8 protein-coding genes are annotated in these 13,581 nt (G+C 62.7%); 5 read left to right on the forward strand and 3 right to left on the reverse strand.

Annotated elements, in window-relative coordinates; translation table 11 throughout:
- Positions 1 to 21: 21 nt before the first annotated feature.
- A complete protein-coding gene (locus GSQ77_RS26145; RefSeq protein WP_158906254.1) occupies positions 22 to 1,227 on the reverse strand; it encodes an ABC transporter substrate-binding protein in 1,206 nt (401 codons plus the stop codon).
- A 259-nt stretch (positions 1,228 to 1,486) separates the two neighbouring features.
- Positions 1,487 to 2,437 (reverse strand): LysR family transcriptional regulator, encoded by a 951-nt coding sequence (locus tag GSQ77_RS26150; protein ID WP_158906257.1) that lies wholly within the window; start codon positions 2,435 to 2,437, stop codon positions 1,487 to 1,489.
- A 317-nt stretch (positions 2,438 to 2,754) separates the two neighbouring features.
- On the opposite strand from GSQ77_RS26150, the gene GSQ77_RS26155 reads away from it, so the two are divergent.
- From GSQ77_RS26155 to GSQ77_RS26170, 4 genes are all read left to right on the forward strand, one after another.
- Entirely contained in the window at positions 2,755 to 4,845 is a 2,091-nt protein-coding gene (locus GSQ77_RS26155; RefSeq protein WP_158906259.1) for an FAD-dependent oxidoreductase, read from the forward strand.
- A gap of 75 nt (positions 4,846 to 4,920) precedes the next feature.
- Positions 4,921 to 5,715 carry an N-acyl homoserine lactonase family protein gene (locus GSQ77_RS26160; RefSeq protein WP_158906261.1) on the forward strand — a complete coding sequence of 265 codons (795 nt, stop codon included), beginning with the start codon at positions 4,921 to 4,923 and terminating at the stop codon, positions 5,713 to 5,715.
- Between the two features lie 36 nt (positions 5,716 to 5,751).
- Positions 5,752 to 7,152, forward strand: coding sequence for an MmgE/PrpD family protein (locus GSQ77_RS26165; protein WP_158906263.1), 1,401 nt, complete (start codon positions 5,752 to 5,754; stop codon positions 7,150 to 7,152).
- 38 nt (positions 7,153 to 7,190) lie between these two features.
- Positions 7,191 to 8,531: an MmgE/PrpD family protein gene (locus tag GSQ77_RS26170; protein WP_158906265.1), complete on the forward strand. Its 1,341-nt coding sequence runs from the start codon at positions 7,191 to 7,193 to the stop codon at positions 8,529 to 8,531.
- Between the two features lie 9 nt (positions 8,532 to 8,540).
- On the opposite strand, the gene prpR is transcribed toward GSQ77_RS26170, so the two are convergent.
- Positions 8,541 to 10,535 carry a propionate catabolism operon regulatory protein PrpR gene (prpR, locus tag GSQ77_RS26175; protein WP_158906266.1) on the reverse strand — a complete coding sequence of 665 codons (1,995 nt, stop codon included), beginning with the start codon at positions 10,533 to 10,535 and terminating at the stop codon, positions 8,541 to 8,543.
- Positions 10,536 to 10,683: 148 nt separating this feature from the next.
- On the opposite strand from prpR, the gene acnA reads away from it, so the two are divergent.
- Entirely contained in the window at positions 10,684 to 13,479 is a 2,796-nt protein-coding gene (gene acnA / locus GSQ77_RS26180) for an aconitate hydratase AcnA (RefSeq protein WP_158906268.1), read from the forward strand.
- Positions 13,480 to 13,581: the final 102 nt, after the last annotated feature.

Genomic DNA, 13,581 nt, shown 5'->3' on the forward strand with positions numbered 1-13,581 from the left:
CGAGTCGGGTCCCCGCGCGAGTTATTCGAGCACCTGCAGGCTGCCGTCGGGCAGGTCCTTGATGAACATGAAGCCGAGGCCTTGCGGCTTGATTTCACGATCGCTGTCGAATTCATACATGCCGAGCACACCCTGATGATGCGTAGCCGCGAGGGCCTTGAGGAAGTCGTCGGGCTTCGTGCCGCCGCGCTTGAGCGCGTCGGCCACCAGCATCACCGCATCGTAGGTGACGATGTCCCAGTGCGTGGTGGACTGCTTGGCGTTGATCGCTTTTTCCAGCGCGGGTTCGAACTTGGCGATGAAATCTTTTTGCGCCTCGGTCTCCTTCGGGTGTTGCAAGAAGAACGTGCCGCGCACCAGGCCGATCTTGCCGGCTTGCAGGCCGACCTGCTTCTCGAAGATGTAGGGCGGCGGCGGATAGTCGGAGAACACCGGGATCTGGATGTTGCCCTCGGCGTATTGCTTGACGAAGTTGGCCGCCTGCCCAGCCGCGATCGAGACGATCACGACATCGGGCTTGGCCGCCTGCACGCGCGTGAGCGTGGCGTACCAGTTGGCGTCTTCACGGTCCTGCGCTGCTTGCAGCACGATCTTGATGCCGGCGCGCTGCAGTATCTCGACCATGTTCTTGCTGAAACTCAAGCCGAAGTCGTCGTTTTCGACCAGCACGGCGGCGGTCTTGAACTTGAAGGTCTTGAGCAGCAAGGCCGCTTCGCGCGCGTTGATGTCGCTGTTCTGCATCACGCTTTGGAAAATATACGGTCCACCGTTCTTGGCGATGCCATTGGCGCTGGAGATCTGCACGATCATCGGCACTTTGGCGTCCGCGGCCACCTGGGCAATGGCGATGGACGCGCTCGAGCACCATTCGCCTATGATGGCCTGCACGTGCTCCACGGTCACGAGACGCTGTGCCGCCGAGTACGCCGTGCGCGGCTCGCAGGCGCCGTCGGCGAACACCAGCTTGAGCTTATGGTTGCCGGCCAGCCCCTGTGCGTTGACTTCCTGCGCGGCCATTTCGGCCGCGACCCGGGCCGAGCGTCCGCCCCAGGCGGTGCTGCCTGTCAGGGGCAGCGCCACACCCACTGTGAAGGTGTCTGCGGTGTTTTGTGCTGCGGCTGGCCATGACGCGAGCGATAAAGCGGTGAAAGCCGCGGCACAAACGGTGGCACTCGCGGCGGTGCTCGCCAATGCATGAACGATGTGGCGAACGAAAGCGTTGCTCATTGCGTTGTCTCCTTCTATTTTGGCGCTGGTATTCCAGCTTTTTATACGGGAATGAGCTTCCCGCTGCACGCGTTGCGTCAGCTCCTACCTTCTACCCCCTACGTTAGCCGTGCTGATCCAGCGGCGCGGCCGTCGAATTCGTACTGTGCGGCGAAACCGGCGTTCGATAAAGGCCGATCGATTCCAAAAGAGAGTGAATTCAATTCATCAATGGCTGTGGAACTCACGCGGGTCCCCAGGGCCGGGTTCCGCCGGTCGTTCAGGCCGCGGCCGAAATGACCGGTCGACCCGGCGTCGCGAGAATTCGGTCCCACTGCGGATCGGCGGGCACCAGGGCGGTCAGGAAGTCGACGAAGGCGCGCACGCGCGGCGACATATGCTTGTTCGGCAAGTAGACGACCGATACGCTCGGGCCGACCGATACGAAGTCGCGCAACACGATTTGCAGCTTGCCTGCACGCACCGCTTTGGCCGCGACGAAGGTCGCCATGTGTGCGATGCCGGCGCCCGCGACCGCTGCGTCGAGCAGCGATTCGGCGTTATTGATGTTCAGGCAGCCCGATATCGGCATGTTGAAGGGCTCGCCGTCGCGCGCGAACGTCCATTCTCGATAGTGGCCGGCTTGCGGTATGAAATACGCGAGGCAGCGATGCTGGAGCAGATCTTCGGGCGTCTGCGGCGTGCCATGTTGGGCCAGGTACTCGGGCGAAGCACAGGTGACGAAGCGCAAATCGCATAATTTGCGTGCAATGACGCGTGAATCGCGCAGCTCGCCGATGTGGATTGCGACGTCCTTGCCTTCGTTGGAGATGTCCGTGATGCGGTCGCTCAGTTCAAGATCGAGCACCAGCTCAGGGTAACGCTTGGTGAATTCGCCCAGTGCCGGCGCCACCACGATGCGCCCGAACCCGATCGGCATCTGCACGCGCACACGACCGTGCGGCGTGGCGCGCATGTGGGCGATGGCGGATTCCGCTTCGGCCACCTCACTAATGATCTGCCGGCAGCGATCGAGAAAAGCATGGCCTTCCTCGGTCAGGGTGATCCTGCGGGTGGTACGGTGTACGAGTCGCTGGCCGATCTCTTCTTCGAGTCGCGAGACCGCTTTGCTGACTGCCGAGGCGGAGAGTCCAAGGCGCTCACCGGCGGCGGTGAGGTTGGCGCTTTCGCCGACACTGATGAACAACGGGATCGCATTGAGATTTTTCATGGCGCCACGTTCGTGAATTGAATTCACACTTTAATGGAACTCTAGCATATTTATCCACCTCGTTTTTCGACGTACTCTGCTCGCAAGGCTGCACGCCCTGCCTGGATAGGGACTGTGAGCGCTCGAAGAAAGCGCGGCAATTCCTAAGCGGTTGGCAGATGAGCAGCAAATAAGCACCAAGCAAACACAAGACGAACTCGAGACAAACTCGGGACAAATTCTGAACGAATTCAGGAGACTCGGATGACCGGCAGGCATCAATCGCCACTCGCGAGACCGCGCGACGCATTCATGCGCGCGCAGTGCAGGCTCTCGTCATGCTGATCGCACAACCTGGCCGGATCGGCCCGTTGACCTTGCGCAACCGCATCGTGATGGCGCCGATGGGTACTAACTACAGCACCACCGACGGCCTTTCGACGCAGCGCGACAAACAGTATTACGCCGAACGCGCGCGTGGCGGCGTGGCCATGATCATGACGGAGGCGATGGTCGTCACCGAGCACGCTCGTCCGCATCACAACTCGCTGTGCGTGTATCACGATCGCTTTATTCCCGGCCTGGCCAGCATCGTTGAAGCGATCAAGGAGCACGACTGCCACGTGTTCGGTCAGCTCAATCATCGCGGTGCACTATTGCGCCGCTCGGTGCTGAACATGGAGCCGGTTGGACCGTCCGCTTGGCATAACCCGAATACGGGCGATGCAGTACGTGCGCTGACGCTGGCCGAGATCGACGAGATCCAGGGGCAGTTTGTCGCGGCTGCGCGGCGGCTCTGGCAGGCAGGCTACGACGGCGTCGAATTGCACGGCGGCAACGGCTATCTGTTCCAGCAATTTCTCACGCCGCGCATCAACAAGCGCACGGACCGGTACGGCGGCTCGCTCGAAAATCGCGTGCGACTGCTGCGCGAAACGCTGGAGCGTTTGCGCAACGACGTGCCGGATCTGTTGCCGATGGTGCGACTGAGCGCGACCGAATTCGTCGACGGGGGCTACACGCAAGAAGAGATCATCGAGGTCGCGCGCGTCATGGAAAAGAGCGGCTGCGTTGCGCTCGACATTTCGGGCGGCAGCAATGAGAGCCCGCAATTGTCGAAGTACACGATCCAGCCGCCATCATTCCCGCGCGGATTTCTCGCGCCGTACGCCAAGCCGATCAAGCAGGCGGTGAGCATTCCGGTGTTCGTGGCCGGACGCATCATCGACGCGGAAGATGCCGAGGCGGTGCTGGCCTCGGGCAGTGCCGATTTCATTTCGCTCGGGCGCGCGTTGTATGCCGATGCGCATTGGTGCGACAAGGCGATGGGCAAGATCGACGCGCCGATACGGCAATGCATTTCGTGCAATGTGTGCTTCGAGCGGTTGACCTTGGAGAAGGACGTTTCGTGCGTGGTCAATCCGATGGTGGGCACCGAATTCGAAGCGCTGCGTTATGCGGAACCGCAATTGTCGCTCGTTGATCGGAGCCCTGGAGTTACCTCGGGGGGTATGTCGAACGTAGCGGTTGGGATTGCCTCAACAAGCCGACGCGTACTGGTACTCGGCGCCGGCATTACGGGCATCGAGGCGGCGCGCTTGTTGGCGGGGCACGGGCATTACGTCGAAGTATGGGAAAAACGCGACTGCGTAGGCGGCCAGATGCATCTCGCTGCGGCGGCGCCGGACAAGGCGGAAGTGTGGGGCGCGTGGAATTATCGTTGGCAGGAGATCGAGGCGTTACGCGTGCCGGTGTTGACCGGACGGGACGCTACGATCGATCAGATACGCGAATTCCGCCCCGACCTGGTGGTCGTCGCGACCGGTGCCGAGCCGCGTCCGATCCCGTTCGATATCGCGGCGATGTCGCCGCAAGTGCGCGCACTCCATGCCTGGGACGTGCTCGGCGACCCACATACGATACCGGCCGGCGCCAGCGTCACGATCATAGGCGGCGGCATGGTCGGCATCGAGACGGCCGATCTGCTCAGCGAGCGCGGCTCGCAGGTCTGTGTCGTCGAAGCATTGGGCAACCTGGCGCAGGGGATGGCGCGCAACAACCGGATGGAGCTGATCGAGCGCTTGCAACGACGCGGCACTCGTCTGCTCACCGAAACGCAAGTCGTGCAGATCGCCGGGCGCCGCATGGAAGTGCAAGGGCCGGGCGATGTTTCGAGCTGGATTGAGTTGGGCGATTTCTTGATCGTTGCGATCGGGCCGCGCTCCAACCGCGACGCGGTCGGTATGCTGGACACCGCCGGCATCGAATATGCGCTGGCCGGCGACTGCTATCGTCCTGGCGATTTTCTCAGTTGCATCCGCGATGCATGGATGATTGCGCTTAGCATGGAAACACGTTTCCGCACTGCCTCGGTGCGTGAGCCGGAACTTTCCCCTGCGCATTCCACAGTGCTGCTCTCTGCGACATGAATATCCGAATTCAGCACCCTGAAGCGCGTGCCGCAGCACTTATCACGGCTCCGATCAAAAAGGCCTAGAACCGATATGAACGAATACGAATTATTTGCGATCCGTTACGCCACACGCGACGGCACCCGCAGCGCAAACTTTGTCGGCGGCGATGCGCACGATGGGCCGATGCCGATGGATTATTTTGTCTGGGTAGCGAAGAGCCCGGCGCACACCTTTGTGATCGATCTGGGTTTCACCGCGGAGGTCGCGGCACAGCGCAAGCGCGAGTTCCTGCGTTGCCCGACCGAGGGCCTGGCACTGGTCGGCGTCGACGCCAACGAAGTGCAGGACGTGATCATCACCCATCTGCACTACGACCACGTCGGCACCTTCGACAAATTCCCGAAGGCGCGCTTTCATCTTCAGGATGCCGAGATGGAATATGCGACGGGTCGCTATATGCGGCACAAGCGCTTTAACCACGGCTATGAAATCGACGACGTGGTCGGCATGGTCCGGCTGGTCTACAAGGACCGCGTGCAATTCCACGCCGGCGATGCCGAGCTGGCATCGGGCCTGAGCGTCCATCACATCGGCGGACATACGGCCGGGCTGCAATGCGTGCGCGTATGGACAAGGCGCGGCTGGGTGGTGGTGGCGTCGGACGCCAGCCACTACTACGAACACTTCGAGACCGACCGCTCGTTCACCACGGTGTTCCACATCGGACAGGCGCTGGAGGGCTACGACGTGCTGCGCCGTCTTGCCGACTCGCCGCGCCACATTGTGCCCGGCCATGACCCGCTGGTCATGGCGCGCTATCCGGCGGCATCGCCCGAACTCGAAGGCATCGTGGTGCGGCTGGACGCCGAGCCTATTCCTTATTGATATCGCATCCAGGCCAAGACCAGTGGAGACCACACCATGAGCACCGAACAGCCGTCCTTGCTGCAGCACGCCAGCCGCGATCTGGCCGCGTTCTCGTCGCAGATCGAATACGAGGACCTGCCCGCCGAAGTGGTCGAGCGCATGAAGCTCAGCGTGCTCGACAGCCTGGGCTGCGTATTGTTCGGCACCTCGCTGCCGTGGACCGAACGTGTGCTCGACATGGTGCGCGCCGAGGGCGGGGTGCCCGTGGCGTCGGTGTTCGGTGTCGACACCAAGACGTCGATCTCGCAAGCGGTATTGGTGAACAGCACTGCAGGCCACGCGTTCGAGCTCGACGATATCCACAAGGAATCCATCGTGCATCCGGGCTCGATCGCGGTGCCTGTCGTCTTGGCGTTTTCCGAGGCAAGACGACCGATGGACGGACGCGAGCTGATCGCCGCCATCGTCGCGGGCTACGAGATCGGTACACGGGTGGGGAATGCCGCGACGATGAGCCTGTTTTATCGTGGCTTTCATCCGCAGGGCTCCTCGGGCGTGTTCGTGGCCGCGGCCAGCGCCGCGCGTTCGATGCGTTTGAACGCTGGGCAGACCCAGCATGCGCTGGGCATCGTGGGCTCGCAGGCCGGTGGCCTGATGGCAGCGCAAGAAGGGGCGATGGTCAAGCGCTTCCACTCCGGGCGGGCTGCTCAAAGTGGCGTGTATTCAGCACTGCTCGCGGCGCGCGGCTTCACGGGCATCAGCGATGTGCTGGAAGCGGGCTACGGCGGCTACCTCAGCACTTACTCGGGCGAGCCCAAACCGGCCCGGCTCACCGACGGCCTCGGCACCGTATGGGAAACCGCCAAGATCGGCTACAAGCCGCATGCGAGCGTGACCAGCATACATACGGCGCTGGATGCTCTGGCCCATTTGATGCGCGAGAACCATCTGAAAGCAGACGATATCGAATCGGTCGACGCGGCTTTGAGCAACATGACCCATGTGCATTGCGCATGGGAATACAAGGCGCAGGGCGTGACTGCCGCGCAGATGAACCTCTCGTACGGACTCGCGGTGATCGCCGTGGATGGTGTGGCTTTCGTCGAGCAGTATCGCGAGGACCGGCTGCGTGATCCACGCTTGCTCGATTTCATCGGTCGCGTGAGCGCGCGCATCGATCCGGAAATCGATGCGATGGGTCCGGCCTATCGGCATGCAGCACGTATCACGGTGCGTACCCGCGACGGCCGCACGCTGCGTCACGAGATTCTCAATCGACGCGGCAGCCCGGAGAACCCACTGGGCCGCGAGGACATCGAGTACAAATTCCGCCAGGTCACGGCCTCGGTGTTATCGAAGCGTCATATCGACCGCGTGGTCGAGCTTGTCGCGCAACTGGAGAAACTTGGCGACCTCCAGGAGTTGATTGCCATACTCGGCGCGGCACGGCCTTGAATGGTCCTTTTTTTCACCTACGACCCGACATTTCAACCATGACACAGACCTCTGCCGAACGCGTTGCCCAGCATTTTCACGATTTCAGCTATGCCCGCGTGCCTGTCGCGACGCGCGACGCGGTCAAGCGGTTGCTACTCGATTACCTCGGCGTCGGCTTGTCCGGCAGCCAAAGCGAATCGGGCCGCATTGCTCGCGAGTTCGCCAAGACACAAGGTGGCGTAGAGCAAGCCACGGTGATCGGCGGCAACATGCGTGTGCCGGCCGTGCTGGCCAGTTTCGCCAATGCGATTTCCGCACACAGCATCGAACTCGACGACATCGACGTGCTTGCACTATTTCACTTCAGCCCGCCGGTGTTTTCGGCAGCGCTGGCCGTGGGCGAAGCGGTGGGCGCAAGCGGCGAGGCATTGATCACGGCGCTGGCGGCCGGCTGCGAGATGATGGAACGGGTCAGCCGCGCGGCCAATTCGTCGCTGCGCAACCGCGGCTTTCACACGACGCCGACGACCGGCGTGTTCGGTGCAACCATCGCGGCCGCCTATTTGATGAAGCTCACGCCGGACCAGATCGTCTCGGCGCTCGGCCTCGCGGGTGCGCAGGCGTGCGGCCTGATGGAGATGTACGGCCCGTCGATGCAGAAGCGCTTCAATCCGGGGCCGGCCGCGCGCAACGGGGTCACCGCCGCGACCATGGCTTCGCTCGGCTTTACGGGCGCGGCAACGATTTTCGATGGCGAGCGCGGTTTCCTGCGTGCATTTACCGATAAGCACGACGCCCGCGCGTTGACCGAAGGCTTGGACGCGCCCTACGAGTTGCTGATCGAATTCAAGCCGTACTCTTGCGCGCGGCCGATTCATAACGCGATCGATTGCGCGCTCACGATCCGCAAGCAACACAAGCCCGACCTGATGGCGATTCGGCGCATCGTGATGGAACGGCATCCGGACTGGGCCCACTATCACCAGAACAAGACGCCGGCGACCTATCACGAGGCGCAGGTGAGCTTGCCGTATTCGGTTGCGGTCGCGCTGGAAGAGGGCGCCGCGCTGTTCGCGCAGTACCGCGACGACAAATTGAAACAGCCGGGACTGCTGCATGCGATGGACGTGATCGAGATCGTCGCCAACGACACCTTGCCGCGTGGCGTCTCGTGCCGCATGACGATGGAGATGAACGATGGGTCCAGCTATGTCGCGCAAGTCGACGATCCGAAGGGATCGATCGGCAACCCGATGAACAACGACGAGCTGCGTATCAAGTTCGATAGCCTTGCCATGCCGGTGATCGGTGCGGATGGCGCGCGCCGTTTAGCCGATGCAGTCGCCGGCATCGAGTCGTCGGACGTCGCGTCACTGATGGGGTTGACGATGCGATGACGCGTTTATTTAGCCCGGCGTTTGAGCATCGCTATCGATGCGAAATTCGCGCAGCTTCCGCCACAGGGTGGAGCGGCTAATTCCCAGGCGGCGGCACGCTTGCTCGCGATTGCCACCGGCTTCGTCGAGCGCGGCGAGGATTTCCGCGAAGTCGGGTGCGCGTTTGAACAGCTCGCTCGGGAGAGCTGCCGGCTCGAACGGCGCCGTGAAAATTTCCGGAATGATTTCCCGCATATCCGGCACGGGCAAGGGCATATCTTTGGAGGGCACGCGAACATGGGCAGCGATGCGCATCGCTACATTGCGCAGTTCGCGCACATTGCCAGGCCAGCGGTAGGCCAGCAGTGCCGCGCGCCAAGGCGCCAGCACGTGGTTCAGGCAGCGTGGGCCATCGGTTGCGCCGAGCAACTCGTCGAGCATGCGAGCCAGGGCGGGCCAGATATCCTCGCGTCGGTCCCGCAGCGGGGGCAGCGACAACCTGAGGATATTCAATCGATAGAACAGATCTTCACGAAAGCGCCCAGCCGCCACTTCCTGACGCAAATCGCGGTGCGTCGCGGCGATAACGCGGATGTCGACCGGCGTCGGCTCGATTGCGCCGACCCGCACGATCTGACGTTCCTGGATCACCCTCAGCAGCCGAGTCTGCAATACCACCGGCATTTCGCCGATCTCGTCGAGGAACAAGGTGCCGTGATGGGCCGCTTCGATGAGTCCGATCTTGCCGCCACGCCGCGCCCCGGTAAATGTGCCGTCCTCGTAGCCGAACAATTCGCTTTCCAGCAGGCTTTCGCTCAGACCACCGCAGTTGACGGCGACAAAAGGATAATCGCAGCGCGTGCCCGCATTGTGTATGCCTTGCGCGACCAGCTCTTTGCCGGTGCCGCTTTCTCCCGTGACCAGCACGGTTGCATCGGACTGCGCATATTGCGTCGCGTATTCCTTGACGCGCCGCAACGCCGGCGAATCATGTATCAGGTCGGCCAGTACGTAACGCGCTCGCAATTGCCGCGGCGTATTGGTCGAACGTACCGAACGTTCCATGCGCTGCAACTGGCTCGTCTCGGTGAACGTGATCAGGCGGCCCGCGACACCGCTCGGATCGAGCAGCGGCCGGTTATGCGCCAGATACGATTGCGCGCCGATCGAGATAATGGCTTCGATGTCCGCAGCACGCACACCGTCGCTGATCAAGTTGTGCCAGGGCACCTGGGGGAAGGCCTGCGCGGGGGCCAGGCCCACCAGCTTTTGTTGCTTGGCACCCAGCACCGCGAACATCGCGGCGTTGATCGACTGGATCCGGCCGTCGGCATCGAGCGCGAGTATGCCGTCGCGCAGATTGCGCAAGATGCCGTCCATGAAGGCGCGTTTGCGCAGTTCGGCGCGCCGTGTGCGTGCCATATCGATCGCGGTCAGGAAGGCATTGCGGATCGAGGCGTCCGAGTACAGCAGCACACCGGCCATCCCGTACTGTTCGGCGATCGTCGTCACGGAGCCTGGTCCGACGATGACCTCCACGCCTTGCCGCCGCAACGCGAGCACGGCCGATTCGGCGTCGTCATTGGTCACGTAGGTGCTACACGGCAGGTCCAGCCCGAACGCCGCTTTCAATTGCAGCAGCTCGGGAAGGATATGGCCGTGTGCGACCACGCCTACCGTCGGGGAGATCAGGCGCGCCTTCGACACCGCGTACAACAGATCGCTGCCGGTCACATTGATCAGCACGGTCGGGAAGTCGGTGTGGTTCTTGATGTAGGTGCCGTTTGCGCCGGCGCTGACGATCACGTCGATCTGATCTTCGCTCAATGCATGGATGTCGCTCATGGCATCGTCGAAGCCTTTGGCCAGCACGCGTATGCGCGCTTCGCTCTCCAGCGTCATCGCGACGTCCCGAAAGCGCCCGCCGAGCTTGCTGAAACCCACCGCGAGGATGGAAGGCAACTCGGTCGCGTTCACATCGCGCGGCTGGCCCGACGTTTCATCGGAGGGTTTCTTATGTTTCATGTGTTCAATTTGATACGTATGAAACGTTTCCGTCAAGCGGGGTTGACCCCGGGGTTGGCCCGGGGTTGGCCCATGTCGAGCCCGTCGCAGGGCGGCGGTTCGCCGCCGTTTGCTGCGTTTCGGTCATGGCATGGAGATTGCACGTTTCATGAAAAATCACTGCGGCGTTGGCGAGGCGAGCTGTTGGCCTGCCACCGAACACACGAAGCCGCTCTATAAAGGAGACGATGTGACCCAAGCCGGTCCTCATACCACCCTGCATGCCCGTCAGCGACTCGAAGTGCCGAACGGCGAACCCGTCGAAATCTATTCGTTGGCTACGCTCACTGAGCGTTACCCGGCGGTCTCGTCGCTGCCGCACTGCTTGCGCGTCGTGCTCGAATCGCTGCTGCGCAATTGCGACGGCCACCGCGTCGACGCGACGCACATCGAACAACTGGCAGGCTGGGAACCCAATGCCCCACGTACCGCGGAGATCCCGTTCGTAGTCGCACGCGTCGTGCTGCAGGACTACACCGGCGTGCCGCTGCTGACCGACCTGGCGGCGATGCGCGACGCCGCTCAACGCTGGGGACGTGACCCGAGGCGAGTCGAGCCCATAGTGCCGGTGACCTTGATAGTCGATCACTCGGTGCAGATCGATCACGCGGCGAGCCCGGACGCGCTGCGCAAGAACCTCGAACTCGAACTGTCGAGAAATGCCGAGCGCTATGCGTTCTTGAAGTGGGGCGGCCAGGCGTTCAAGTCCATCGAGGTGATGCCCACGGGCCGCGGCATCGTTCACCAGATCAACCTCGAATACCTCGCGCAGGGTCTACGCCATGCGGGCTCGGTGGTCTTCCCCGATACCCTCGTGGGCGCCGATTCGCATACGACCATGATCAATGGCATCGGCGTGGTGGGCTGGGGCGTGGGCGGCATCGAGGCCGAAGCGGCGATGCTGGGCCAACCGATTTATTTCCTGACACCGGACGTGGTCGGCGTCGAATTGCTGGGCGCGCTGCCTGCCGGTGTCACAGCCACCGACGCGGCGCTTACGATTACGGCGCGACTGCGTGACGAGAAAGTCGTGGGCACCTTTGTCGAATTCTTCGGTGCGGGCGCGGCTGCGTTGGCGGTGCCGGACCGGGCCACGATTGCGAATATGGCACCCGAGTACGGCGCGACGATGGGTTTTTTTCCGGTGGACGACAGGACGGTCGACTACCTGCGTCAGTGCGGACGTACGAAGCATCAGATCGAGCTGTTCACGCGCTATTACTGCGAGCAGCAAATGTTCGGCATGCCTCAGGCCGGCGATTGCCGTTACTCGCGCGTCGTACAGATCGATCTCGCGGCGCTGGTTCCCAGCGTTGCCGGGCCGAAGCGACCCCAGGACCGGATCGACTTGAATCGCTTGGGGAGCAGCTTCGAGCAAGCGTTTGCGGCACCTGCGCAGCAAGGCGGCTACGGTCGTGATGCGCAAGAGCTGGACAAGCGCGCGGGCTACGATGTGCAGCGCGCCGACGCCACGATCGGACACGGCGACGTATTGTTGGCCGCGATCACCTCGTGCACCAATACCTCGAACCCTTCGGTCATGTTGGCTGCTGGTTTGCTGGCCCGCAAGGCGGTGCAAAAGGGCTTGCGTGTCGATCCGCGGATCAAGACCACGATGGCGCCGGGTTCGCGGCTGGTAACCGATTATCTCGAACGCGCTGGCCTCGCGCCGTATCTTGCTCAACTCGGGTTCAGTCCCGACGCGTACGGTTGCGCGGCCTGCTCGGGCAATGTGGGACCCTTGTCAAGCACGATTGAAAGCACCGTCGTCGCCTACGATTTGGTTTGCGCAGCGGTGCTGTCGGGCAATCGCAATTTCGAAGCACGTATCCATCCGAACCTGCGAGCGAACTATCTGATGAGTCCGCCGCTGGTGGTTGCGTTCGCGCTAGCGGGTAGCGTGCGCATCGACACCGACCGTGATCCCATCGGCACCGCTGCTGACGGCCCGGTATGGTTGCGCGATATCTGGCCCAGCGACGCGGAGGTGCGTGAGCTCCTGCATTACGCTGAAGATCCCCAGGCGGCGCGGCGTATTTACGCCGACGTCCTGACGGGGGATGAAGGGTGGGAAGCCATCCCGACGCCGTCGTGGGCGGCTTATACGTGGCCGCAATCCACCTACATCGCGAAGCCGCCATTCCTCGACGATGCCGAGCTCGAACCCAGCCCGCCACGGCCTATCCGCGACGCGCGTGCGCTGGCGATTCTCGGCGACTCGATTACCACCGACCATGTCAGCCCCGTCAATGCCATCCGACCCGACAGCCCGGCGGGGCAGTGGCTGCAGGAACAGGGCGTGGCTGTGGCCGATTTCAACATTCTGGGCGCGCGGCGCGGCAACTATCACGTCATGGCACGCGCCACGTTTTCCAATATCCGCTTGCGTAACCGGATGTGCCCACCTTTACCCGATGGCCGGCCGCTCGAGGGCGGCTACGCGGTGCATCAGCCCAGCGGCGCGCAAATGACGCTGTACGCCGCCGCGCAGCAGTATCTGGCGCAAGGTGTCGCGTGCGTGGTCTTTGCGGGTGAGGAGTATGGCACGGGATCGTCGCGTGACTGGGCCGCCAAAGGGCCGGCGCTGCTGGGCGTGCGTGCGGTGGTGGCGCGCAGTTTCGAGCGCATCCATCGTTCGAACCTGATCGGCATGGGCATCTTGCCACTGCAATTCGCGGCCGGTGAGAGCGTCGACAGCCTCGGTATCGACGGCAGCGAGCGTTTCGACATCGAAGGGGTGGACAGCGAGTTCACGCCACGACAAGCGGTACGGCTGGTGATTCGGCGTTCGGACGGCACGCAACAGGCTGCCGCGTTGACGTTGCGAGTCGATACGCCCATCGAGTCGGCGTACTGCCGGCATGGGGGGATCTTGCAGTATGTGCTGCGCTCGTTGGTGGCATGAGGCCGGGGTGGCCACGGTCCGCTCCATGCAAACGTTTTAACCCGAAAGCGGGCGTGCGTGAGGTGCGCCTTCCTTAGTCCCGCCGATCGACGGATATCGCGA

The organism is Burkholderia sp. L27(2015), from assembly GCF_009765705.1.
GTDB lineage: Bacteria > Pseudomonadota > Gammaproteobacteria > Burkholderiales > Burkholderiaceae > LMUX01.

What these genes read in the sequence shown, in the direction of transcription:
- GSQ77_RS26145 (WP_158906254.1), bottom strand. Translation starts at nt 1,227, where the DNA reads ATGAGCAACGCTTTCGTTCGCCACATCGTTCATGCATTGGCGAGCACC.
- GSQ77_RS26150 (WP_158906257.1), bottom strand. Translation starts at nt 2,437, where the DNA reads ATGAAAAATCTCAATGCGATCCCGTTGTTCATCAGTGTCGGCGAAAGC.
- GSQ77_RS26155 (WP_158906259.1), top strand. Translation starts at nt 2,755, where the DNA reads ATGCTGATCGCACAACCTGGCCGGATCGGCCCGTTGACCTTGCGCAAC.
- GSQ77_RS26160 (WP_158906261.1), top strand. Translation starts at nt 4,921, where the DNA reads ATGAACGAATACGAATTATTTGCGATCCGTTACGCCACACGCGACGGC.
- GSQ77_RS26165 (WP_158906263.1), top strand. Translation starts at nt 5,752, where the DNA reads ATGAGCACCGAACAGCCGTCCTTGCTGCAGCACGCCAGCCGCGATCTG.
- GSQ77_RS26170 (WP_158906265.1), top strand. Translation starts at nt 7,191, where the DNA reads ATGACACAGACCTCTGCCGAACGCGTTGCCCAGCATTTTCACGATTTC.
- prpR (WP_158906266.1), bottom strand. Translation starts at nt 10,535, where the DNA reads ATGAAACATAAGAAACCCTCCGATGAAACGTCGGGCCAGCCGCGCGAT.
- acnA (WP_158906268.1), top strand. Translation starts at nt 10,684, where the DNA reads ATGAAAAATCACTGCGGCGTTGGCGAGGCGAGCTGTTGGCCTGCCACC.